The sequence below is a fragment of the Anaerolineales bacterium genome, assembly GCA_016928575.1.
GTDB lineage: Bacteria > Chloroflexota > Anaerolineae > Anaerolineales > RBG-16-64-43 > JAFGKK01.
The window spans coordinates 61280-84474 of record JAFGKK010000068.1 but is presented as its reverse complement, the minus strand read 5'-3'; the positions used below and the strand labels follow the sequence as shown (position 1 = coordinate 84474).

Genomic DNA, 23195 nt, shown 5'->3' with positions numbered 1-23195 from the left:
GACCCCGGTTTATGCCCGGTGAATTCAAGGCTCACCTCTCCGGATTGCATCATCCCCCAGCCCGAATTCCATCGGCTTTCGGAGGAATCGCCCCGACGCAGGCGCATGGAAGCATGGAGAAGCAAAGCCTTTGGAAAAATCGGAGGTCCATATGACCGAAAATCCCGCAAAGGATGGAAAAATCCTCCTGTCGGACCTAAAACCGAAGACCGCATTGACGGGCAAAGTCAAACGGATTGAGTTGTCGGGCGCGGTGGTGGACGTGGGGGCCGAACGCGACGGCCTGTTGCACATCTCGGCCCTCGGCAGGGAAAAAGTGAACCGGGTGCAGGACATGCTTCAACCCGAGCAGGAGATCCCGGTCTGGGTGAGGAAGGTGGATCCCCAGAAAGGCGAACTGCAGTTGACCATGATTCCGCCGCTGGCCTACGACTGGAACGAAATGCGCTCGGGAACGGCGATCCATGGGAAAGTGACCCGCGTCGAGAAATTCGGCGTGTTCGTGGATTTCGGCGCCGAACGGCCGGGGTTGATCCACATCAGCGAATGGTCGAACGAATACGTCAAGGACATCGCCGCCGTGGCGAAAATCGGGGACGAGGTCGAGGCGGCCATCCTGGAAATCGACCGCAAGAAGAAGCAGGTCCACCTAAGCCGCAAGGCCCTCGAAGCCAAAGCCCCGCCGAGGGAACAGGAAAAAGAGGAAACCGTCGAGCTCGAAGAACCGGAAGAAAAATCGATCACCGCGATGGAGGCCGCTTTTCTGAAGGCCCAGTCTGGAATTGCCGGGGCGGACCTCCCCGCGGCCGAACGGGTGCGCCAGATCAGCGAAAAGAAGCGCCGCCAGCAGGAGGACATCCTCAGCCGGACTTTGCAATCCGCCCCGCGCAAATGACCGCAGGGAATATGAAAAAACGGGCGAGGAGAATGTCCTCGCCCGTTTTTTTTCGGCCGGCGCCGGAAGAAAATAATTATTGTTCGTCTTCGTCCCAGGATTCGTCCTCTTCGTCCTCCTCGATTTCAAAACCCTCTTCCTCGTTTTCCCAATCGTCGTCAAATTCGTCGTCCTCCCAATCCGGATCGGTTTCCGTTTCCGCGGATTGCGAATACGTCAGACAGCCGGTATCCGGATCCAATTCGATCGCCGCGGCGCCGCAATAATGACCCTCCAGGAAAATGCAATCCATGTATCGGCAACGTATCCTGGGCATTAAGCCTCCTCCTTGTTCGGGCCCCCGAAGTATATCGCAAACCGGGAAGCGCCCGCCCCGCAATTCCGATTCCGGAGGACGGAATTTTTTTACTCTAAGGCCAAAAAAGCGTTCGGTCAAGTGCTTTCCAAACCCCAGTTCTCCGCCTCCCCTCAGGGCCGAATCCGGCGGGCTTCGAACACGTTCGGCAGGGCTTCGATCCGGCTGAGAACCCGGCTGAGCTGGGTCAGGTCGGTCACTTCCATCAGCATGTCGATCGTCGCTTCGTGGGCTTTGGTGCTGACGTTGACCTTGCGCATGCTGATGTGGTCCTCGGTGACGACCGAGGAGACGTCGCGCAGCAGCCCTTCGCGGTCGAAAGCGGAAATCCGGATTTCCACCGGATAGGTCCGGAGGACGCGGCCCCACGACACGCGCACCAAGCGTTCCTTGTCGGGGATGCGCAGGATGTTCTTGCAGTCCGAGCGGTGGATGGTGGCTCCCTGCCCGCGCGTGATGTAACCGACGATGGGATCCCCGGGCACCGGTTTGCAGCAGCGGGCCAAGTTGGTGAGCATCCCGCGCAGGCCGGTGACGTTGACTTCCCCGGTGGTGGCCGAAGCCGCGGCGCTCGAATCGGGGACGAGTTCTTCCCCGGGCCGCTCGGTTTCCAAAAACTTCGACACCAGGCGCGAAGGCGAAACGTCGCCGGATCCGATCGCCGCTAAAAAATCGTTCACCGCCGGGAAGCCGGCTTGCTTGGCCAGTGATTCCAGCGTGATTTCCTCTTCGATTCCCAAACGGTGCAATTCCCGCAGGAGAATGTCGCGCCCGGTGGCGATCTTCTGCTCCAGGTCTTGATGCTTGAACCATTGGCGGATCTTGCTGAGGGCCCGCTGGGATTTTACCAATCCCAGGTGCGGATTCATCCAATCGCGGCTCGGGCCGCCGCTGCGGGTGGTGACGATCTCCACCTGATCCCCGGTTCGCAGCCGGTGATCGAGCGAGACCATCTTGCCATTGACGCGCGCGCCGCGGCAGTGGTGGCCGATTTCGGTGTGAACGTGGTAGGCGAAGTCGATCGGCGTGGATCCCGCGGGCATGTCGAAGACATCGCCCTTGGGAGTGAATGCGAACACGCGGTCTTCGAAGACGTCGGTCTTCATCCCGTCCAGGAAGTCTCCGGCGTCGGGGACCTCCTGGCGCCAATCCATCAGCCCCCGCAGCCACAATACCCGGCGCTCGAAGGATTCGTCGCGTTTGGTGCCCTCCTCCTTGTAGCGCCAATGGGCTGCGATTCCAAGCTCCGCGCTGACATGCATTTCCGGCGTGCGGATCTGCACTTCAAGCGTTTTCCCGTCCTCATAGACGACCGCAGTATGCAAGGATTGGTAAAAATTGTCCTTCGGCGAGGCGATGTAATCGTCAAATTCCTTCGGCAGCGGCACCCACAGGTTGTGGATCACGCCAAGCGCGACGTAGCAGGCGGGGATGTCCTTGACGATGATGCGCACGGCGCGGACGTCGTGGACCGATTCGAAGGGGACCCCCTTGCGGACCATCTTGCGGTAGATCGAGTAGATGTGCTTGGGCCTGCCGGTGACTTCGGCCTTGACCCCGGCCCGGGTTAATTCGGCGCGCAGGTTTTCGACGATGGTTTTCATCATCGTCTCGCGGTCCGAGCGGCGCTCCTCGAGCTTGGAGGCGATCTCCTTGTACTTGGACGAGTTGACGTAGTGGAACGCCAAATCCTCCAATTCCCACTTCATCTGCCAGATCCCGAGCCGGTTGGCCAGCGGCGCAAACAGTTCCAGGGTTTCCTGGGCAATCGCTTTGCGGCGGTCGGGAGGAAGGTGGTTGAGCGTGCGCAGGTTGTGCAGGCGGTCGGCGAGCTTGATCACCACCACCCGCACGTCATCGCCCATGGCAAAGAAGATCTTCCGCAGGGTCTCGACGTCGAGGGCTTTGCGGCGGGTTTCCTCGTCCACCGGCTGCCCGCGGCCGTCGTCTCGGGTGACCCGCGGGAGCTGGGTCAGCTTGGTTACGCCGTCCACCAGCGCCAGCACTTCGTCGCCGAATTCCTTGCGGATCATCTCCAGGGAGACCGGCGTATCTTCGACGACATCATGCAACAGACCGGCGGCGATCGCCGCCCCTGGGAGGTGGAGATCGGCAAGGATCTTGGCGACGGCCAGGCAATGCTGGATGTAGGGTTCGCCGGAAGCGCGTTTTTGCCCTTCGTGGGCGCGGAGCGCCAGGCGGTATGCCCGCTCAATCATCTCGCGGTCCGCGGGAGAAAGGTAGGAGAGGGTTGCGGAGAGATCCTGGTATTCCATAGCCGTTGCTGATTGTTCCGGTAAGTATACCTCGCCCGTCCCCTGCCCCTCCCAATCCCGCTTCCTCGGGCTGTATTTGCCTTCCTTGCGGAGGCAAGGATCTTGGCCCGAGCTAACGGGAGGGAGAAGCAAGGAATCAGGTGGCATTTTCCTTGCACGGATCCTCCCAAGGCGACTCGGCTCCGGCGGGCTTTGGCTGTTCTTCCGCCGGTTGGGATGTGGGCGTCCCCTTTGTGGAGGAATCCATGGCGCTGAACGGAAAAGGCTTCTACATCTGGCAGATCCCGCACTGCGAATCCGGCAACGCAACGCAGATCGCCGCCCGCGCCGAGGCGGCGGGATTGAGCCACGTGCTGATTAAAATCGCCGACGCCGGGAACGCATTTAACATCGACCGGAACGGGCGGGATTTGGTTCCGCCGGTCGTCGCCGCCCTCCACGCCCGCGGAATCCAAGCCTGGGGCTGGCATTACGTTTACGGATACGATCCGGCGGCGGAAGCCCGGGTGGCCGTCCAGCGGACCCTTCCCCTCAACCTGGATGGGTACGTCATCGATGCCGAGGCGGAATTCCAATATTCGGGCCGGGCGGCGGTCGCCCGAACCTTTTGCCAGCAGCTTCGGGCGGGGCTGGGTTCCATGCCGATCGCCCTTTCCTCCTACCGATTTCCGCAGTACCACACCGCCTTCCCATGGTCCGTGTTCCTTGAGTATTGCGACTACAATTTTCCGCAGGTGTACTGGGAGGGGTCGCACAACGGCGCGGAACAGCTGCAGCGGTGCGTCGAGGAGTTCCGAAAAATCTCCCCCTTCCGTCCGATCATCCCCACCGGGCCGGCTTACTCCAACGGCGGATGGCGCCCGGCCGCTTCGGAATTGACCGCCTTCATGCAGAAGGCGCTTGAGCTCGGGCTGACCGGCGCCAATTTCTGGTCGTGGGACTATTCCACGCAATCCAGTTACTTGGATTTGTGGAACGCGGTCGCCAATTTCCCTTGGCCGCCGGCCCCGGCCGCGGACATCGCCCAGCAGCTACCCGGTCTGTGGAATACCCACGACCCCAACCGGGTGATCTCCCTCTACCAAGACAACGCCGCCCACGTCACCGGAGCCCGAACCGTCGTCGGGATCCAGGCGATATTGGATTGGTATGCGCAATTGTTCACCGAACGGCTTCCCGGCGCGCTGTTCCAACTGAACGGATTCAGCGGGACGGGCAATTCCCGCCACATCTCCTGGACCGCAACCAGCCAAGCGGGATCCGTCCACGACGGCAACGATACGATCGGGATCCGAGACGGAAAAATCCAATACCATTACACGTATTTCACGGTTCAGAGTGCGGGCTGATTTTTTCTTCCTGCAATTGATTCCGATCTACCAATACGTTCTCCGGGAAGCCAATCCGTGCGCCGCGGCCGCCGCGGGTTCTTCCAGTGCAGCAACTCCTGCGGGTTCTCCCCAGAAGGGAAAAAAGCCTGATCCCAAAAAGGTGAAATCGAAATCAAAGGGAGTTGCCCAATAGCGGTTTCCTCGTCCAGGCGCCGGAAAAATCTAAAAAAGGGAAGTTTTTCGGCGTAAAACGCCGTTTTTTCGTCTTTCCCAAGGAGTTGTAAAAGGCGGTCGAATCCCGCCCCGCTTCGCCGAGCGCGGCCGGGGTACCCGCGCGCTATGCGCAGGTCTTGGCGCCCCGCCCCGGCACGCCGCGGCAAGGCCGGGATTGCGCTCCGCGACACCGCGCGCCTGGCCTCGCGAAGCGGAGGAAGCGGTGGGCAAGCCGTGCGGTGTTTCATTGACAGGCCGAATTAGCGCGTTATAATCTTTGCGCGTTTTCGGTTTTTGGGTCCAATTCATCCATTCGGTGGATTTTCAACCCCATAACCGGTTCGCCCCCGTAGCTCAAAGGATAGAGCGGCTGACTTCGAATCAGTAGGCTGGGGGTTCGAATCCCTCCGGGGGCGCTCGCGATCCTTTGTCAGCGGCAACGATTCTGCGCTGATGGAAATCATGAAATGCAAGGTGTAATCCCGTGCGCCATTCGCGCCGCCTGCTTTTCGGCCCAAAAACGACCAAATTGGAGCTGCTGCTCACGCCGCTGTCGCATTTGCCGATCTCTATCAGCGACGGACCGGTCGGTGACGCGATCTTACTTTTGCGCGAAGACCTTAAGCGGCTGAAACTGGAGCGCATCCAGCCGAATTTCTACCTCTCCACGGGATACGGCACGGTGGAAGGGACGACCAACATCGCGGTCGGTTTTTACGACGCGCACGCCCTGATCCGCGAATTGCATAAGGAGTACCGGCGCTGGTCCTACAGCCCGGAGGAGATCCTCGCCACCCTGCGCCACGAAGTCGGCCATGCTTTTTGCTACGCCTACAAGCTTTACCGGCGCAAGGACTTCCGCGAGACCTTTCACGTGCGCGGCCATTTTTTCCACACCTATCCGGTCACGGACCGCTACGTTGAGCGCGCCAATCCCTGGAGCCGGGATTACGTCAACCCGTCCGGCGACCACTACGCCCAAAAGCATCCCGACGATGATTTCGCCGAAACGTTCTGCGAGTGGTTTTCCTCGCGCCGGAGTTGGCGCAAGAAGTACCGCCGGTTCCCCGGCGCACTGCGGAAACTACAATACGTGGACGAGCTCGTGCACAGCCTGCGCCGCAAGGAGCCGGAGACGGTCAACGATCCGGCCATGCTGGACGAGCCCATCAGCGAAAATACGATGACCTTGGCCGAGTTCCTTAAAGCGAAAAACATCCGCCGCTACCGCCGGGGCGCCACCGGATACGTGGACGGCGATCTGCGGCGCCTGTTCCATCGGATGCCTTCGCGCACGGATCTTCAGTCGAGCTATCTTCCGGCTGACGGATACTTGAAGGAGAACCGCCCCTTCCTGATGAAGCGGGTTTTGGCCCCCGCCAAGTTCGATCCGCTGGTGTTGAAGGACCTGCTGGATAAATGCCACCACCGCGCCAAGGAGTTGCGCCTCGCCTTGCGGAAAAGGGAACGCGAGACGAAACTCATCGAACTCGCCGCGTACCTTGCCCACCGTTGCACGCTGTATCAGGCCACGGGCTCTTATTTCGGGTAACCCTCCTCCCCGGTCTTTCCCCTTTGGACAAGGCCTGCCCGTCCATATTCAAAGGGTGCCCGCTCGCCCTTCTCAGTCTTCTTCCCGGAAGATTACCGCGGCGACGGCACCCTCCGCTTGGTTTTCTTCGCTTCGCCCGGAATGGGCGTTCCGGGTGGCGGGCTCCCAGTCCGACTCCCCAGAATGATCGCCTCGAATAATGATTTCCCTGCACAGACATTTTTCTGCGCCGTCCGCGGGATCCGACGGAATCCTCATCGTCCTATCCCTGTTACCCCTCCACCTGCATAAGCTAGGAAAGGGATAACAAGGTGCGGAGGAAGATAAGCTGACTCCCCTTTTTCCGGTTGGGTTAATCATTACCCCCATTTTCCGATGTGAGGTGTCTGGGAAGCCCATCCCGGAGCAAATCCAGGAATGGTTGCCCGACCTTGTCCCGAGCGCCTGTCCCGAGGAAAAGCGAGGGAAAGCAAAGGGAGGACGTTTACAGGGAAGGTTGAGAAAATGCGAGGGATTTACTTTAAGCCAACGGGGTGGATCTGGAGCTGGTCAATGCGCGTGTTCCATGTTCGGATCCGATGTATAACAGCCGGCCAGGACGCTTTCATACAAGGTCAGCATCTGGTCGGTAATCCGATCCCAGGAATAGCCGTGGGCTACATTGGCCGCATGGCGCCCCAGCTCGCGGCGCAGGCGTTCGTTGGAAAGGATCCGCTGAAGACGGTCCGCCAGCGCGTTCGGATCGGAATCCGGGATGTGGTAACCGGTCCGGCCGTCGCGGACAAGGTACAGAAGGCCTCCCACCCCGGAGGCCACCACCGGGGTGCCGCAGGCCATCGCCTCCAGCGCGACCATTCCGAAGGATTCGTATTGCGATGGCATGACGACGGCTTGCGCCGAGGAATAATACATGGGCAATTCGGTCTGCGGCCGCTTCCCAAGAAACGTAACCACGCCGGTAAGGGAGAGGGATTTCCGCAGGTCTTGAAGGTATTGCATTTCGTCCTTCGGAGCATCGGGCTCCCCGCCGATGACCATCACGCACGGGCAGGGAGGGGAAAGAAAACCGCGCTCCTGCAGCAGCGCGGCCGCCCGCAGGAGAGTCTCCAAGCCTTTCAGACGCTCGATCCGGCCGACGAAGAGGATCATCCGCGCGTCGACGGGAAGGCCGAGCCGCCGCCTCGTTTCCGCCTCCGGATGCGGGTGGAACAGCTCGAGATCCACTCCGGGAGGGAGAACAACCACCTTGCGCGGATCCGCCTGGTACAGCCAATGCAATTGCATTCGTTCCGCGGGGGTGGCGGATACGATCCGGTCCGCGCCGGAAAGGACGGCGTTCTCGGCTTGGCGCCGCGCGGGATCCTCGACGGTTCCGCCCAGGCGGTTTTTCATCTCCCCCAGCGTGTGGAACATGTGCAGAAGCGGGGAACCCCACTCCCGTTTCAGGGCCAATCCCGCCAATCCGGACAGCCAGTAGTGGCTGTGGATCAGATCGTACGCGAGTGCGTTGTCAGCGGCGAACTGCCGGATTCCCTCCGCAAACGCGTCTACGTAGCGGGAAAGCCGATCCCGCGGCAGAGGACTTTCCGGTCCGGCCGGGATATGAATCACGCGATTCCCATTCCCCAAATCATGGACGACGTGCGGAATGTGCTCATCCTGGGAGCGGGTAAACACGTCCACCCGGATGCCCGCCTTCCCAAGCGATCGGGTCAATTCTCGGACGTAGACGTTCATGCCGCCGGTGTCTTTGCCCCCCAGCGCCGCCAAGGGGCAGGTGTGATATGAAAGCATTGCCACGCGCATAAGGGGTATTATATCTTCCGGAGTGTTATGGGAGATTCGTGACAGGGGCGTCCTGTCTCCAACCGAGTCCGGTCTTTCCGGGAATTCGAAAAAAACGCTGAAAAAAAGCGCAACTTGACCCATTTGCGGGGCTCGTGGTATTCTCAGCCCGGATTTTTTGATCCAGGGGGGGAACCATGACGGCGGTGGAACGAGCATATTGGATCGCTTTCAACCACATCCGCGGTATCGGTGCGGTCCGATTTCAACGGTTGCTGAAGGCTTTCGGAAATCTGCAATCGGCCTGGGAAGTCCCGCGGACAGGTCTCATGGAAGCCGGTCTGGATGAACGCAGCGCATCCGCCGTCGCCGCCGTCCGTCCGCACTTGGATCCGCGACGGCTGCTGGACCGTTGCACCGAGCTTGGGCTGCGGGTGTTGATTTGGGAGGATCCGGATTATCCGCCGCGATTAAAGGAGCTGCCGGCCCCTCCGCCGGTTCTTTACCTGCGCGGCGGAATTATTCCGGCGGATGGATTGGCGGTGGCGGTGGTGGGAACGCGCCGGGCCACCCCTTACGGCCGGGAAGCCGCGCGGATGTTCGCGTCCGCGCTGGCGTCAAGCGGGATCACCGTCGTCAGCGGCCTGGCGCGCGGCGTGGATGCCGAAGCGCACCAAGCCGCGCTGGAAGGCGGCGGGCGCACGCTGGCGGTGCTGGGTTGCGGAGCCGATGTGGTGTATCCGCCCGAGCATGCGCGGTTGACTCGGCGGATTGCGGAATCCGGGGCGGTGCTGAGCGATTATCCCCCGGGCACGCCTCCCGATGCGGCCAATTTTCCTCCCCGCAACCGAATCATCGCCGGATTGGCGCTGGCGACGCTGGTCGTCGAAGCCGGAGAGGAAAGCGGCGCTTTGCTTACCGCATCCTATGCAGGCGATTACGGGCGGGATGTGTTCGCCGTTCCCGGCAGCATTCTCAGCCCCGCCAGCCGGGGCTGCAACCGGTTGATCGGGGACGGAGCCCAGCCAGCCTTGTCCCCCGAGGATCTCATCCTCGCGCTGAATGCGGAACGGATCGCGCCCGCGTTGCAGATGCGGATGGCGGTGCCGGCCACCCCGATCGAAGCGAAGATCCTCGAGGCGATCGGTTCGGAGCCAATGCATATTGATCTTGTGCGTGCCAGCGTGGATCTGCCGGTCGAGACGGTCTCCAGCACGCTGGCGCTGATGGAATTGAAAGGTCTGGTCCGGCCGGTCGGCGGCATGCAGTATGTCGCCGCGGCGTCGGTCGGGCCGGAAGATCGGCGGACCTAATGGAAACCGAGCCGCAAGGCAACCTTCCCTTGCTGGTGGTGCTGATGGCCGGAGGCGGCGGCACGCGGTTGTGGCCGTTTTCGCGCCCAGAGGAACCCAAGCAATGCCTGCCGCTGTTGGGCGGGAGGTCGCTGTTCGAATTAACCGTTGAGCGCCTGGAGGGGGTCGCCGCCCCGCAGGATGTCTTTGTCGTTTCCAACCGCAGGCTGGAAAGGCTGCTGCGGGCCGCGCGGACGCCGGTCCCGGATCGGAATTTTTTCTCCGAGCCCAGCCCGCGCAACACCGCCCCGGCGGCGGCCTTCGCCCTGGCTTGCCTGCGCGCCCGCGTGCCGCAGTTCGTGATGGCTTGTCTGCCTTCGGACCATTTCATCGCGGACGTGCCAAAGTACCGCGCGCTTGTCCGCGCCGCCCAAACCCTTGCCGAGCGCGGATACTTGGTAACGCTCGGGATCGATCCGTCCGGTCCCCTCACCGGATACGGGTACATCGAACAGGGCGACGCTTTGGGACCGGTGGAAGGCTTCCCAGCCTACCGGGTCCGGCGCTTCACCGAGAAGCCCGACTTGGAGCAAGCCCGCGAAATGATCCGCCGCGGCGGGTTTAGTTGGAATTCCGGAATGTTCTTCTGGCGGTCGGATGTGATCGCAGAAGAATTCCGCAGGCACCAACCGGCCATCGCAGCCGTTCTGGATCCGTTGACGGACGCGGTGCGCGGGAACGCGCAGGCCGGGGTTTTCGAGAGGCTTTGGGAAGGCGTCCCATCCGTATCGCTGGATTACGGGATCCTCGAAAAGTCCGAACGGGTTGCGGTCCTTTCGGCGCGGGATTTGGGTTGGACCGATATCGGCAGTTGGGACGCGCTGGTCGAGCTTTACCGCGAGCGTCCGGAATTGCGTTCGAGTGCGGCGGGCCGGCATCTCGATGCGGGGTCGAAATCCGTCACCGTCCTTCGCAGGATCCAAGACGACCGAATCCTGGCCACCGTCGGCTTGGAGGACGTCATCATCGTCGAGACGGACGATGCCATCCTCGTCTGCCGGAGCGGGAGGTCTCAGGACGTCCGGGAAATTTATAACGCCGTATACAAAAAATAACCCGCGGATCGGACGCGTTTAAGTTTGACGTGCCGCCGCGAAGAAATCGTATCTCATTCTACAAGAACGGAGTTTTTTGCGGTTATGGAAGGGTACTGTCTAAAATGCAAGGCCAAACGGGAGATCGCTCATCCGGAGCCGGCCTTTCTCTCCAACGGCCGGCCGACCACCAAGGGCCTCTGCGCCGTCTGCGGAACGAAGATCCAAAAAATGGGTTTGACCGAGGCCCACGCCGGCCTGACGCCCCCCGCTCCGGTCCAGCGTGAGACAAAACGCCCCAAGCGGAACGGAAAGCTGGTGATCGTGGAATCGCCGACCAAGGCAAAAACCGTCGGTCGGTTTCTCGGCAAAGGGTTCCAGGTCCGGGCCTCCGTCGGCCACGTGCGCGACCTGCTGCGCTCCCAACTTTCGGTGGACGTCGACAACGGCTTCACTCCGAAATACCGGATTCCCAACGAAAAACGTCCGGTGGTGAAAGAATTAAAAGCCCTCGCCCAGCAATCCGAGGAGGTGTACCTCGCCACGGATCCGGACCGGGAGGGGGAGGCCATCGCCTGGCACCTAAAAGAAGCCGTCGAATTGGACGACGCTCGGACCCGCCGCGTCGTATTCCACGAGATCACGAGGTCCGCGGTCGAGGAGGCCTTCCGGCATCCGCGCGAAATCGACATGAACCTGGTCAACGCCCAGCAAGCCCGGAGAATCCTGGACCGGCTGGTCGGCTATATGCTCAGTCCGCTGCTGTGGGCCAAGGTCCGCAGCCGGCTTTCGGCCGGGCGGGTGCAATCGGTGGCGCTGCGGTTGGTGGTGGAACGGGAGCGCGAGATCAACGCCTTCGAGGCCAAGGAGTATTGGTCGATCGAAACCGATCTCGCCAAGCAGACGAACGGCGGCATCGCCTTCCGCGCGAAATTAATGAAGGCGGACGATCAGGAGGTGTCTTTGGGTTCGCAGGCGGACGCCGCGTCCATGGCCGCCGATCTGGAAAAGGCTTCCTACCTCGCGGCCCGGGTGCGCCGGGGCATCCGGAAACGGAATCCATCCGCCCCCTTCACCACTTCCACCCTGCAACAGGAAGCGTCCCGAAAACTCGGCTTTTCTCCCAAGAAAACAATGGCTATCGCTCAGCAATTGTACGAGGGCGTGGAACTCGATTCCCAGGGCATGACCGGCCTGATCACGTACATGCGCACCGATTCCACCCAAGTGGCTGAAGTTGCCCAGCAAGAAGCCCGGGAGTGGATCGCCGAGAAATTCGGCAAGGAATTCCTCCCGGCCGAACCTCCCCAATACCGGACCCGCTCCCGTTCCGCCCAGGAGGCGCATGAGGCCATTCGGCCGACATCGGTCCTGCGTCAGCCGAAGGCGCTTCAGGAATACCTCAGCCGGGACCAGAACCGGCTCTACGGACTGATCTGGCAGAGGTTCTTGGCTTCGCAGATGGCTCCGGCCCAATTTGATACCGTCCAGGTCGATGTAGAGGCCTCAGGGGCCCGGAAATACCTTCTGCGGGCTTCTGGAGCCATGTTGCGCTTCCAGGGGTTTCTGGCGGTCTACGAAGAAGCCAAGGACGAGGACCAGGAGGCGGAAGAAGAGGCCCAAGCGACCCTTCCGCCCCTGGAGGAAGGCGAGCCGCTGCGGCTGATCGGCGTGCTTCCCGAGCAGCATTTCACCCAACCGCCCCCCCGCTACACCGAGGCGGCGCTTATCCGCGCCCTGGAGGAGTTCGACATCGGCAGGCCGTCGACCTACGCTCCGATCTTGTCCACCATCCAACAGCGCGGATACGCCGTCCGCGAAGAGAAGCGCCTGCTGCCGACGGAAATCGGCTTTACCGTGAACGACATGCTGGTCACGTACTTTCCCGACGTGATCAACACCGGTTTCACAGCCACCATGGAAGACGAATTGGACGAGATCGCCGAAGGGGCTCACGACTGGACGGCGACCCTTAAGGAATTCTACGAGCCGTTTTCCAGGGACGTCAAGCACGCGGAGCAGGAGATCCCGAAGGCAGATGACAAGCCGGAGCCGGCCGGACGCGATTGCCCCACCTGCGGCAACCCGCTGGTGATCCGCTTCGGGCGGTTCGGGAAGTTCATCGGCTGCTCGACGTTTCCCGCCTGCCGCTACGTGGAACCCTGGCTGGAAAAGACGGGCGTGGCTTGCCCTAAGGACGGCGGAGACCTGGTCGAGCGCAAGACGCGCAAAGGACGAACCTTCTACGCCTGCTCGAATTATCCGACCTGTGATTTCACCTCATGGAAGAAACCGTTGCCCATCCCCTGCCCGGCATGCGGCGGCCTGCTGGTTCTGAGCGGCCGGCAGACGGCCCAATGCATTAAATGCGAAGCGAAGTTCCCCCTCGACGCCATCTCGGCCAAAGAGGCGGAGGCGCGGTGAGTTTCGGCGGGGAGGCGAAGGCCCGGGCGACGAAGAAGGATGGAATTGCCAGGCGGAGCCTTCTGAAGATACAATCGGGATAAGGTGGCTATGACAAGCCGGATTCCTTGGCGCGGCAACCTGGAAAATCTTCTCCGCTCCCCGATGTTCCTTAACGGGGCGAGTTTTCTGTTGGGAACGCTGTTCGGATTGATCGTCTTGGGCTGGATTGTGTGGCCGGTCGAGTACGTCGACACCACCCCCGAGATGCTCCGCTCGGATATCCAGCTGGACTACTTGCGGATGGCGGTCGATTCCTACGGCGTAAACGGGGATGCAGTCCTGGCCCGCAGCCGATTCGAGGCTTTGGGCGAAAACAAGCTGGATGTGCTGGCGCAGCTGCGCGGCGACAACCTAACGGATCCCGAGAGGCTGAATCAATTCGAGGTCTTGATCGCCAACCTCTATGTTTCCGGAGCGGCCGATGCAGGCGAACCCGTCCCGGCGGCATCCACCGGCGGACTTCAGGGCGCCTTCGGCCTTCTGGCTCTTCTGGGAGTAATAATCGGGGGCGCGATTGCTCTGGTGTTGGCGGTGAACATTCGCAGGCACCGCGCCGCCCCCGCTCCGTCGTTGAATGTGTCTTCCGTTCCGGAGGAACTTTCCCTGGAAGCCGAGGAGGAGCTGCAAAGCGCCCCCAGTCCGCCTCCGGCGGAGGAAGAAACGGAAAGCGGCGAGGGGACGGAACCCCTGGAGCGCTTTGTGACCACCTATGCGTTGGGCGACGACCTGTACGAAGACAGCTTCACGATTAATTCACCAAGCGGGGATTTTCTGGGCGAATGCGGCGTGGGGATCTCCGAGCCGATCGGCGTGGGAGAACCCAAAAAAGTCACTGCTTTGGAGGTCTGGTTGTTCGACCGCAAGCCGAGCCGAACCTCAACCTCCGTCTTGATGAGTCAGTATTCGTTTGAGAAAGAAGATGTCCGCTCCACGCTGGCGCCCCGCGGACTGCCCGTCTTGGCCCTCCCCGGAGCGGATTTTTGGATGGAAACCCCCGGCTTGCAACTGCGGGTGCTGATCCGCGAATTGGTCTACGGGGCCGGCTCCCTCCCTCAGAATTCCTATTTTGAACGGGTGACATTGCAATTGGAAGTTTGGGCGAAGGAAAAATAAAAAACCGCACGGCATACCATGCGGTTTTTCTGGAAGGTTGAAAAAAAAACTGCCGTCCTCAAATAATATCTTGTTAATCCGTTGAAAATCTTAAAAGGCTTACCATGGTGTCATGTCCGCGCCTGCCCTGCGCAGCGGGGCGGATCTGTCGGGCATCGACGCCTCCCAACCCGCGGATTCCCATAAAAAAACGCAGGAATGACGACGCCACCGGAAGGCGATGATTCGGCCGATGATCTATCTCACTCGATTTTCGTTATCCGGAAAAAACGCGAACCGCCCGGCGTGGCGACCGTCACGGTGTCGCCGGCTTTGTGTCCGAGCAGCGCTTTTCCGATCGGCGATTCATGGGAGATCTTTCCCGCCCGGGAATCCCCCTCCGTGCTTCCCACAATTTGAAACACATCGGATTCGTTTTCCTCATCCGAAACATGCACGCGGCATCCGAGCGACACCACGTTGCGGGACGTGAATGCCGGATCGACAATCTCGGCTGTTTTTATCAGCGTTTCTAATTCCAAAATCCGCCCTTCCAGAAAGCCCTGTTCCTCTTTGGCCGAGGTATAGTCTGCGTTTTCCGACAAATCGCCCTGCTGGATGGCGGCCCGCAGGCGATTTGCCAGCGCAGACCGCGCCGGCCCTCGAAGCTGCGCCAACTCTTCCTTGATTTTTCGGGCCCCCTCGGGCGTCAGGATCTTCCGTTCCATGATTTTCTTTTTTTCTCCCGGTCCGGTTTTTCCCTCAGGGCTTTGCGTGGGGGTCGTTGAGTTTTTGGTATTCTTCCAGGGCGAAGCGATCGGTCATACCGGCGATGTAATCGCACACAACCCGGTGCGGATCCTCTTCCTCGGTCCGGCTCAGCACAGCCGGGGGCAGGATCTTTGGGTTGGCGACGTACATCGAAAACAGTTCGGACAGGAATTTTTCCGCTTTCAGCGCCATGCGCATCACCCGGTGGTGGCGGTACATCCTCTCGAAAAGCCGTTGGCGCAGGGCTTCCAGGGGCGGAAGAAAAGCGTCCGACGGACGCACGACGCTTTCCGGAGCGCTCCTCACATCCGCGTTGCGCTTGACGCCGAATTCCGTCAATTGAGCGTCGGCGGTGTCTATCAGGTCCTGCACGGCAAGGCCGATAAAGGCGCGGATCATCCGATGGCGGACAAGGTCGTCGCGCGGGTCAGACCCCGGCAGCGATTCCTGGCGCAGGGTTTTCCAAATCGCCAGATCTGCAAGGTCCTCCGGCGCAAGCATCCCGGACCGGAGGCCGTCGTCCAGGTCGTGCGAGGTGTAGGCGCATTCGTCCGCGGCATTGGCGATCTGCGCTTCCACGCTGGCGCGTTCCTGCGGCGCGTACTCGGACACATCGGGGATGTCGAACGCCGTCTCGTGCTTGACGATCCCTTCGCGGGTCTCCCAGGTCAGGTTCAATCCCGGGAACCCGGGGTAGCGACGCTCCAGGACGGTCACAATCCGCATGGATTGCCGGTTATGATCGAAGCCGCCGTGCGCTTCCATCAGCCGTGAGAGCACCGCTTCCCCCGAATGCCCGAACGGCGGATGACCCAGGTCGTGCGCCAGGCAGATCGCCTCCACCAGATCCTCGTTAACGCCCAATGCGCGGGCCAGCGAGCGTCCGATTTGCGCGACTTCCAGCGTGTGGGTCAGCCGGGTGCGGTAATAATCCCCTTCGTAGGATACGAAAACCTGGGTCTTATGCTCCAGCCTGCGGAAGGCGGTGGTATGCAGGATCCGGTCGCGGTCCCGCTGGTAGCAGGTCCGGTATCCGGGTTCCGCCTCGGGATAAACCCTTCCGCGCGAGTGTTTGCTGCGGGAAGCGTACGGAGCGAGGGTTCGGTCTTCGATGTCTTCCAGTGCTTTGCGGTCGAAGCGCATGGAAACATTCCGAAAGAGGATCGTGCCGGAGTGTAACAGACCGGTTTGGGCTTGTCAATCAATCGGCATTGAATTATCCTTACCGCAAGAATTCATCCCGTCCTGCGCCGGACGGCGCCCGGGCCCGGTCGATCGGCATGAGCACTCAAAGAATAATGTTGGTGGATGACCACGAGGTGGTCCGGCTGGGGTTGAAATCCCTGCTGGAGCACCATCAGGGATTCGAAGTGATTGCCGAGGCCGGCTCCGCGGCCGAAGCCGTCGAGAAGGCGCTGGCCCTCAAACCGGACGTCGTGCTGATGGACATCCGCCTTCCGGGAATGTCCGGGATCGAAGCCTGCCAAGACATCCTCCAGATGAACCCGGAAATTAAAGTGATCATGCTGACATCGTATGCGGAGGATGAGATGCTGTTTTCCGCCATCCGCGCCGGCGCCTCCGGATATCTTCTCAAGCAGATCGGGGGGGGGGAACTCGTGCAGGCCATTGAACGCGTGGGCCGCGGCGAGGCCCTTCTGGATCCCGCCGTCACCAAACGGGTGTTCGCAGAGATGCGCAAGATGGCGCAGGATGAGGAGGCTTCCACCTTCTCCGGATTAACCCAGCAGGAAATGCACGTCCTTCAGCTGGTGGCGGAAGGGAAAACCAACCGCGAAATTTCCCAGGCGCTTTTCCTCGGCGAAGGGACCGTCCGCAATTACGTCTCATCAATCCTCTCAAAACTGAACGTGGCCAACCGGACCGAAGCCGCGGCCTACGCGGTTTCCCATAATTTAAAATCGTACCTCTAGCGTTCGGGGCAGGATCTCCGTGAACCTTTTGCTGCTGTTGGTCATGTCGATCTTCGCCGGCATTCTGCCCATGGTTTGTTGGGCGATGCTGGTTTGGTGGTTCGACCGGTATGAAAAGGAACCGGCCCACCTGCTTCTGCTCTCGTTCCTGTGGGGCGTGGCGCCGGCGGCGATCCTCTCCATTGTCGCGGAGTTGATCCTGGCCTTGGTTTCCGGGTATGCGGGAACCGACGCCCCCGCCGGATTGACTCTTTTCAACCTCGGCCTTGTCGCGCCGCTCGTCGAGGAGGGCGTGAAGCTGCTCGGCCTGCTGGGTATCTTCGGGCTTGCCCAAAGGGAAGTCGACGGTCCGCTGGACGGGATCATTTACGGGGCAATGGTCGGGTTCGGCTTCGCCGCCACCGAAAACCTGATCATTTTTCTATCCAGCCAAACCATGGAGGAATTGGTCCTGTTCTTTTTCCTGCGCGCCATGGTGTTCGGGTCCATGCATGCGGTGTTCACATCGTTCTCCGGCTTGGGGCTGGCGTTTGCCAAATATGCGCGGTCCCCGGGAAGGGCTGTGGCATGGGCGGCGGGAGGATACCTGACGGCCGCCCTCTTTCACGGCCTGCACAATTTCGCCATTACCCTCTCAGCCCGGATCCCTTCCTTACTGATCGCCCTGCCCGCCAGCCTGCTGGTGTATGGGATCGGCGCGGTGGCGATCGCCCTGCTGTCGTTCGGCTCCTTGATCCGTGAGCGGGGTACCATCCGCAAGTATTTGCGTCCGTATGTAGACAGCGGAATCATCCGTCCCCACCAGTGGGAAGCGGCGGTTTCGATGCGGACCCGGTTGCTTTCGGAATGGGAGGCGATTTGCCGCTTCGATTTCCGGCGCTACCGGCTCATCGCCCGTCTGCACACGGTCTGCGCGGAGTTGGCGTTCAAGGAAAAACAACGGCAGCTTTGGGGGAAGGATGAAAAGATCGAAGGTCAGATCTCCGATCTCGCTTCGGAATTGACGTCATTGTCGAAGAATGCTCCCCACCCCGCCGCCCCAGAACTCTCTTGACCAGATAAGGTTACTCCGTATCGGGGAAGGCGGATTCAAGCCATCGGCCGGAAGACGTCTCCGGCCGGGATGCGCGAAAACCCCTTGTGGAACACCGTTGGAATGAATGAGTCAAGACGAATCGTCCTGGAAATAGGAGGATTCCCCTTTGGTATAATGTCCGTACGCCAAACGGAGAGAAAATGACGAACACCAGTCCTCGACCTTCCGTACCCAGTCGAATATGCCCTGCTTGCGGCACGCGGATCGCGGACACCGCCTCCCGTTGCGCCGTTTGCGGAATGGTTTTTGCGGCCGGTTCCGGAAAGGCTTTGAAAGCCCCGGCGCGGATGTCCGGCCAATCGGGCAGCATCAATATCCCGGTCGGCGCGGCGGTTGCCGCGCCCGTCATCGCGCTTATCCTCGGCGCTCTGATCATGGTCGCCCTGGTAAAGGGCGGCTTGATCGCCGGACCCGTGGCCATCGCCACCGCACCGCCGGTCACCCCGACCATCACGCTCACCCTCCAGCCGAGCGGCACTCCGGCGCCGACGCTCACTTTCACCCCGCTGCCGCCGATCGTGATCACCGTTCAGGCGGGAGACACGTGCTCTTTGTACATGTCGGAATACGGGATCACCGATCCCAACCAGATCAAACAGGAGGGCGGGAAATCCGTTAACTGCGACCTTTTGGTCATTGGAGCCACGCTGTATATTCCTCAGCCCACGCCTACTCCGCCTCCGGCTTCGACGGAAACGGCGAACGCGGTGACCCAAACCTACGCCGCCTGCGAGTTCATCCCCTATGAAGTGAAAGACGGCGATACGCTGGCCGGGATCGCCGATATGTACGACGTGTCCATCGAATCCATCAAGCGGTGGAATCCGCAGTATTCCTTCGCCAACGACGTGGTTTTCGTCGGCATGAAACTCAAGATTCCGGTGTGCGAACGCGAACCCACCGCCGGGCCGAGTCCTACCCCGACCACGCCTCCGCCCTATCCGGCGCCCAACCTGCTTACGCCGCGGGACGGGACGATCTTCGGGATGTCGGATAATGAAATCGCGCTGCAATGGGCGGAAGTCGCCGCCCTGCGTGAAAGCGAGGAATACCAGGTGTCGATCCGGGATATCTCGCTCGCCGAAAGCGAGAAGAGCATGTTCTACGTGAAGGAAACCCGGTTGATTGTTCCGGCGGATTTCAAACCGACCGACGGAACGGTGCATATTTTCGAGTGGCGGGTGACCGTGGTTCGTAAAACGGGAACCACCGACGCCGGGAATCCGGTGTACGCCTCGGCCGGCGCCGTGAGCGAGCGTCGCGTATTCGGCTGGGGCGGAACCGGCCTAACCGCCTCGACGCCGGCGGGGTAGCATCCGCTTCGGCGTTTCCCGCACCCGGCCAAAAAGCAACGGTTCATAACAGACGGATGCAGGCTGTCGGCCGGCATCCGTCTTTCTCTCACCGTCCGCATGTTCTTGTTCCTTGTCCTGCATCCGGGCGTGTTCCTGCATGCCTTCCGCGGCATCCGCCGGAGGCGGATGCCGCGGAAGGCGCAAAAGCCAAGCGCTATGGAATGAGGAAATGATGGCGGGGACTCTTCCAGGAGAGGGGCCCTTCTGGTTTGGTTTGCAGACGGCGTTTCCGGACCGGTCCCTTGTGGAATCCGGGACTTGCCGGGGTTGGGCACAGGATCCGAGCGCATGGGTTTGCGGATCGGGGCGTCGTTTACGGTTGATCCATCCCTAATGCAATGCGGATAAAATCATCCCCGCGCATGAATGGCAGGATTCCGTTCTTCGCTTGCTCCTCATCGTAAGCGGTTGTGCCGTCCGGGGGCACTCCGGGGCGCCGGATGGCGACCGGCACGGGATCCGCGGCGTGGATGCCTGTGGCCACCGGGGTCGGATGATCCGCCAGCACCGCGAGGGTAGCCTCGATCCCGGTCTTTTCCACGCCCTCCAAGATCGGTCGAACCAGCCGGTCGTCCAGCATTTCGATGCATTTGATCTTCAATCCCGGATCCTTGGCATGGCCTGCTTCATCCGTGGCTTCCACATGCACATACACCAGGTCGTGATCCCGAAGGGTTTGAAGGCAGGCCGCCGCCTTGCCTTCGTAATTGGTGTCCCACAGGCCGGTCGCCCCTTCCACTCGGATCACGTCCATGCCGGCATAAAGACCCAGGCCCATGATCAGATCGACCGCCGAAATGACGGCGCCGCGGATTCCGAATCGCGTTTGGAGAGTTTCCATCGACGGCTTGCGGCCCGGCGACCAGGGCCAAACCGCATTCGCGGGATCCTTGCCGATGGCGACGCGCCGGCAGTTAACGGGATGATCCTTGAGGATTTTCTCCGCCCGCACCATCAGCGAGCGCACCATTTTTTCCGTAGCCTGCGCCTCGGCGGTTTCGGCCTTGGGCAGTAGGTTCGCGGCTCGTTCCCCGACATGATCATGCGGCGGGGCGCACCTCAGCTTGGGGGACGCGCCGGCGCCCCGCAGGACCATCAGGTGCCGGTATCCGACCCCGGGATGAAGATCCACCGGAATGTCCCCAGTGTCCTCGCCCAACGCCTCCTGGAGGGAACACAAGATCGATCTTGCCTCCGCGGTGGTGATGTGCCCGGCGGAGTGGTTCTTGATCAGACCGTTTTCCATGCAGATGAGATTCAATCGGAATGCCACGTCGTCGCCGCCGAGGGCCACCCCCATGTTGGCGGCCTCAATCACCGCCCGCCCGTTGTAGGTTTTGGCGGGATCGTAGCCGAGCACGCTCAAATTGGCCACTTCGGAGCCTTTGGGGAACCCGTCAGGGATGGTCTGAAAAAGCCCCATCCGCCCCTCCCGGGCGATGCGGTCGATGTGCGGTTTTTTCGCGGCCTGCAATGGGGTTTTCCCGCCGAGCGCCGAGACGGGGTAGTCCGACATCCCGTCTCCCAACACAATTACGGTTCTCATAACATGCCCATCTCCAAAAGCCGGAAGCCCGGCTTTTTCCTGTCTTGGACCGGTGCCGGCGTGTTCGCAGGAAAGAAGTCGTCAGTCCCTAGTTTCGATTTCATCAGCGCCGGCGTTGCTGACGTTCAGGAGGAACCCGCGGGCGTCCAGCTTCCGCTCCCGTGCGGCCGCCAGCATGGCATTCAGGATCTCCGTTTGGCCGCATTCCGCAAACGCAATCACCCCGGGGCCGGCACCCGATAGCGCCGCCGCTGCGCCGGCCTGCGTGGCCGCTTGCAGGATGTCGGCGATGCCGGGCAGGCGGGCCAACCGGTAGGGTTGGTGAAGCCGGTCCTGCATCGCCGCCGCCAACAGGCGGTAATCCGCACTGCGCAGGGCTTCCGCCGTAAGCAGCGCCCGGCCGAGGTTGAACGCGGCGTCGCGATGAGCCACCGTTTCGGGAAGGAAGGACCGCGAATCGGACGTGGGAACCCGCTTTTCCGGGACGACCACGCATACCCGCATCGGCGGCAGTTCATAGCGGCGCCAGAGAACCCCGCTCTCCTCAATCCCTAATACGACCAACCCTCCAGCAAATGCGGCTGCGGCATTGTCGGCATGGGCTTCCAGAGCCAGGCATAGCCGGATCAGGTTCTGGCGCGAGTATGGGAGGCCGAGTGCGGTGTTGGCGGCCATCAGCCCGCCCACGGCTGCCGCCGCGCTGGATCCCATCCCCGAGGCCACCGGAATCCGGTTCAAGCAGTCGACGCTGAATTCCGCCTCCGGCCATCCCGCTTGTTCAAAGACCTGCAACGCGGCCAGCGCCACCCGGTTGCCGCGGTCTTGGGGAAGCAAACCGGCCCCCTCGCCCTTCACCGACACACGCACCCCTCCCGCGGAGTTTGCGATGGTCACCTCGTTCCATAAATCCAGTGCGAGCGCCATGCAGTCAAATCCGGGGCCGAGGTTGGCCGAGGTGGCGGGAATCCGGATCTTGGCGCGCCGGACCGAAGCGGTCATCCGAGGAGGGCTTGCTCCAAATCGCCGAGAACGGGACGCAGCAATTGGATCGACGGCGCCCGTCGGGCGACGATATCGGGGTCCTTTAGCCCATGGCCGGTGCAAACGGCGACCACCGTCTGGCCCTCAAGCGTCAGTGCGCCGGAGCGGACATCGTGAAGCAGGCCGGCCAAACCCGCTGCGGACGCCGGTTCCACCCACAAGCCTTCGCCGGCCAGCGCGGATTGCATCTCCAAGATGGCCTCGTCGCTTTCCGCGATGATCCGGCCGCCGGATTCCTGGGCGGCTTCCAGCGCCTGTTCTCCGCGCGCGGGCTTTCCGATCCGGATGGCGGTGGCGACCGTTTCCGGATTCTCCACCGGATGGCCGAGAACCAGCGGCGCGGATCCTTCGGCTTGAACGCCCAGGATGCGCGGCAATCCGGTGTTCTTCGCCCGATGATACTGCTGAAACCCCATCCAATAGGAGGTGATGTTTCCGGCGTTTCCGACCGGCAGGCAGAACCAATCCGGCGCTTTTCCCAAAGCGTCGCAGATTTCAAAAGCGCCGGTTTTTTGTCCTTCCAGCCGGTAGGGATTAAGCGAATTGACTAGCGCGATGGAATGTTTTTGGCTGATCTGCACCACCAGCGTCAGGGCGTCGTCGAACGATCCTTCGATTTGGATGACTCTGGAACCGTAGGCGATCGCGCCGGCCAGTTTGCCCATCGCCACTTTCCCTTGCGGGATGAGGACGATGCATTGGATCCCCGAGCGGGCGGCGTACGCCGCGGCGGAGGCGGCGGTGTTTCCGGTCGAAGCGCAGATGACGGATTTCACCTTCCGTCCCACGGCCTCGCTGATGGCGACGGTCATGCCCCGGTCTTTGAACGAACCGGTGGGATTCAGCCCTTCGAACTTAGCATACAGCGACACTCCCTTGCCTAATTGCTTCGCCAACCGCGGGAGGGGAATCAGCGGCGTATTCCCTTCGAGCAGCGAGATGACCGGCGCACTTGCGGGAAGATCGATCCATTCCCGGTAGGTAGGGATCACTCCACTCCAAGCCATTGATGTCTCTCCGATGTATCGCAAAATCCCCTGGGCGAATTCTACCATCCTCTTACCGGACCAGACCCTCGGCCGCGGATGGCGGAAGGCTTTC

The 23195-nt window shown here is 61.4% G+C and carries 18 protein-coding genes and 1 tRNA gene; 11 read left to right on the top strand and 8 right to left on the bottom strand.

Annotation, left to right across the window (positions count from 1 at the left end; genetic code table 11):
- Nucleotides 1-151 precede the first annotated feature (151 nt).
- Complete coding sequence (locus JW929_09365; protein ID MBN1439604.1) at nt 152-895, top strand: S1 RNA-binding domain-containing protein; 744 nt, start codon at nt 152-154, stop codon at nt 893-895.
- Nucleotides 896-971: 76 nt separating this feature from the next.
- Here JW929_09365 and JW929_09360 read toward each other — a convergent pair whose 3' ends face one another.
- Together JW929_09360 and JW929_09355 are read right to left on the bottom strand one after the other, a co-directional pair.
- On the bottom strand, nt 972-1187 hold the full coding sequence (locus JW929_09360; protein MBN1439603.1) for a hypothetical protein: 216 nt from the start codon (nt 1185-1187) through the stop codon (nt 972-974).
- A gap of 176 nt (nt 1188-1363) precedes the next feature.
- Nucleotides 1364-3526, bottom strand: a complete 2163-nt coding sequence (locus JW929_09355; protein MBN1439602.1) for a bifunctional (p)ppGpp synthetase/guanosine-3',5'-bis(diphosphate) 3'-pyrophosphohydrolase — start codon at nt 3524-3526, stop codon at nt 1364-1366.
- 245 nt (nt 3527-3771) lie between these two features.
- Between JW929_09355 and JW929_09350 the strand changes: the two genes are divergently transcribed.
- The 3 genes from JW929_09350 (at nt 3772) to JW929_09340 (ending at nt 6622) form a co-directional block, all read left to right on the top strand.
- Nucleotides 3772-4875 carry a nuclear transport factor 2 family protein gene (locus tag JW929_09350; protein MBN1439601.1) on the top strand — a complete coding sequence of 368 codons (1104 nt, stop codon included), beginning with the start codon at nt 3772-3774 and terminating at the stop codon, nt 4873-4875.
- Nucleotides 4876-5413: 538 nt separating this feature from the next.
- A tRNA-Arg gene (locus JW929_09345) sits at nt 5414-5486 on the top strand.
- Nucleotides 5487-5554: 68 nt separating this feature from the next.
- Nucleotides 5555-6622: a hypothetical protein gene (locus JW929_09340; GenBank protein ID MBN1439600.1), complete on the top strand. Its 1068-nt coding sequence runs from the start codon at nt 5555-5557 to the stop codon at nt 6620-6622.
- A gap of 549 nt (nt 6623-7171) precedes the next feature.
- Here JW929_09340 and JW929_09335 read toward each other — a convergent pair.
- Entirely contained in the window at nt 7172-8428 is a 1257-nt protein-coding gene (locus tag JW929_09335; GenBank protein MBN1439599.1) for a glycosyltransferase, read from the bottom strand.
- Nucleotides 8429-8736: 308 nt separating this feature from the next.
- On the opposite strand from JW929_09335, the gene dprA reads away from it, so the two are divergent.
- The 4 genes from dprA (at nt 8737) to JW929_09315 (ending at nt 14372) form a co-directional block, all read left to right on the top strand.
- Nucleotides 8737-9720, top strand: coding sequence for a DNA-processing protein DprA (gene dprA, locus JW929_09330; protein ID MBN1439598.1), 984 nt, complete (start codon nt 8737-8739; stop codon nt 9718-9720).
- Nucleotides 9720-10814, top strand: coding sequence for an NTP transferase domain-containing protein (locus tag JW929_09325; protein MBN1439597.1), 1095 nt, complete (start codon nt 9720-9722; stop codon nt 10812-10814). The genes dprA and JW929_09325 overlap by 1 nt, the downstream gene beginning before the upstream one ends.
- Before the next feature lie 84 nt (nt 10815-10898).
- Nucleotides 10899-13217 (top strand): type I DNA topoisomerase, encoded by a 2319-nt coding sequence (gene topA / locus JW929_09320; protein ID MBN1439596.1) that lies wholly within the window; start codon nt 10899-10901, stop codon nt 13215-13217.
- Between the two features lie 90 nt (nt 13218-13307).
- The gene (locus JW929_09315) at nt 13308-14372 is read left to right on the top strand and encodes a hypothetical protein (GenBank protein ID MBN1439595.1); all 1065 of its coding nucleotides are present in this window, start codon (nt 13308-13310) and stop codon (nt 14370-14372) included.
- A gap of 242 nt (nt 14373-14614) precedes the next feature.
- Here the strand turns inward: JW929_09315 and greA are convergent, their stop codons facing one another.
- Entirely contained in the window at nt 14615-15079 is a 465-nt protein-coding gene (gene greA / locus JW929_09310) for a transcription elongation factor GreA (GenBank protein ID MBN1439594.1), read from the bottom strand.
- Nucleotides 15080-15113: 34 nt separating this feature from the next.
- Nucleotides 15114-16265: a deoxyguanosinetriphosphate triphosphohydrolase gene (locus tag JW929_09305; protein MBN1439593.1), complete on the bottom strand. Its 1152-nt coding sequence runs from the start codon at nt 16263-16265 to the stop codon at nt 15114-15116.
- Between the two features lie 137 nt (nt 16266-16402).
- Between JW929_09305 and JW929_09300 the strand changes: the two genes are divergently transcribed.
- The 3 genes from JW929_09300 (at nt 16403) to JW929_09290 (ending at nt 19465) form a co-directional block, all read left to right on the top strand.
- On the top strand, nt 16403-17056 hold the full coding sequence (locus tag JW929_09300) for a response regulator transcription factor (GenBank protein ID MBN1439592.1): 654 nt from the start codon (nt 16403-16405) through the stop codon (nt 17054-17056).
- Between the two features lie 19 nt (nt 17057-17075).
- Nucleotides 17076-18110, top strand: a complete 1035-nt coding sequence (locus JW929_09295; protein MBN1439591.1) for a PrsW family intramembrane metalloprotease — start codon at nt 17076-17078, stop codon at nt 18108-18110.
- A gap of 329 nt (nt 18111-18439) precedes the next feature.
- Entirely contained in the window at nt 18440-19465 is a 1026-nt protein-coding gene (locus tag JW929_09290; GenBank protein MBN1439590.1) for a LysM peptidoglycan-binding domain-containing protein, read from the top strand.
- A gap of 355 nt (nt 19466-19820) precedes the next feature.
- Here the strand turns inward: JW929_09290 and JW929_09285 are convergent, their stop codons facing one another.
- From JW929_09285 to JW929_09275, 3 genes are all read right to left on the bottom strand, one after another.
- Nucleotides 19821-21053 carry a cofactor-independent phosphoglycerate mutase gene (locus JW929_09285; protein MBN1439589.1) on the bottom strand — a complete coding sequence of 411 codons (1233 nt, stop codon included), beginning with the start codon at nt 21051-21053 and terminating at the stop codon, nt 19821-19823.
- An 81-nt stretch (nt 21054-21134) separates the two neighbouring features.
- Nucleotides 21135-22052, bottom strand: a complete 918-nt coding sequence (gene thrB, locus JW929_09280) for a homoserine kinase (protein MBN1439588.1) — start codon at nt 22050-22052, stop codon at nt 21135-21137.
- On the bottom strand, nt 22049-23101 hold the full coding sequence (locus JW929_09275) for a threonine synthase (GenBank protein MBN1439587.1): 1053 nt from the start codon (nt 23099-23101) through the stop codon (nt 22049-22051). Before JW929_09275 ends, thrB begins: the two co-directional genes overlap by 4 nt.
- Nucleotides 23102-23195 lie beyond the last annotated feature (94 nt).

What these genes read in the sequence shown, in the direction of transcription:
- JW929_09365 (MBN1439604.1), top strand. Translation starts at nt 152, where the DNA reads ATGACCGAAAATCCCGCAAAGGATGGAAAAATCCTCCTGTCGGACCTA.
- JW929_09360 (MBN1439603.1), bottom strand. Translation starts at nt 1,187, where the DNA reads ATGGATTGCATTTTCCTGGAGGGTCATTATTGCGGCGCCGCGGCGATC.
- JW929_09355 (MBN1439602.1), bottom strand. Translation starts at nt 3,526, where the DNA reads ATGGAATACCAGGATCTCTCCGCAACCCTCTCCTACCTTTCTCCCGCG.
- JW929_09350 (MBN1439601.1), top strand. Translation starts at nt 3,772, where the DNA reads ATGGCGCTGAACGGAAAAGGCTTCTACATCTGGCAGATCCCGCACTGC.
- JW929_09335 (MBN1439599.1), bottom strand. Translation starts at nt 8,428, where the DNA reads ATGCGCGTGGCAATGCTTTCATATCACACCTGCCCCTTGGCGGCGCTG.
- dprA (MBN1439598.1), top strand. Translation starts at nt 8,737, where the DNA reads ATGGAAGCCGGTCTGGATGAACGCAGCGCATCCGCCGTCGCCGCCGTC.
- JW929_09325 (MBN1439597.1), top strand. Translation starts at nt 9,720, where the DNA reads ATGGAAACCGAGCCGCAAGGCAACCTTCCCTTGCTGGTGGTGCTGATG.
- topA (MBN1439596.1), top strand. Translation starts at nt 10,899, where the DNA reads ATGGAAGGGTACTGTCTAAAATGCAAGGCCAAACGGGAGATCGCTCAT.
- JW929_09315 (MBN1439595.1), top strand. Translation starts at nt 13,308, where the DNA reads ATGACAAGCCGGATTCCTTGGCGCGGCAACCTGGAAAATCTTCTCCGC.
- greA (MBN1439594.1), bottom strand. Translation starts at nt 15,079, where the DNA reads ATGGAACGGAAGATCCTGACGCCCGAGGGGGCCCGAAAAATCAAGGAA.
- JW929_09305 (MBN1439593.1), bottom strand. Translation starts at nt 16,265, where the DNA reads ATGCGCTTCGACCGCAAAGCACTGGAAGACATCGAAGACCGAACCCTC.
- JW929_09300 (MBN1439592.1), top strand. Translation starts at nt 16,403, where the DNA reads ATGAGCACTCAAAGAATAATGTTGGTGGATGACCACGAGGTGGTCCGG.
- JW929_09290 (MBN1439590.1), top strand. Translation starts at nt 18,440, where the DNA reads ATGTCCGGCCAATCGGGCAGCATCAATATCCCGGTCGGCGCGGCGGTT.
- JW929_09285 (MBN1439589.1), bottom strand. Translation starts at nt 21,053, where the DNA reads ATGAGAACCGTAATTGTGTTGGGAGACGGGATGTCGGACTACCCCGTC.
- thrB (MBN1439588.1), bottom strand. Translation starts at nt 22,052, where the DNA reads ATGACCGCTTCGGTCCGGCGCGCCAAGATCCGGATTCCCGCCACCTCG.
- JW929_09275 (MBN1439587.1), bottom strand. Translation starts at nt 23,101, where the DNA reads ATGGCTTGGAGTGGAGTGATCCCTACCTACCGGGAATGGATCGATCTT.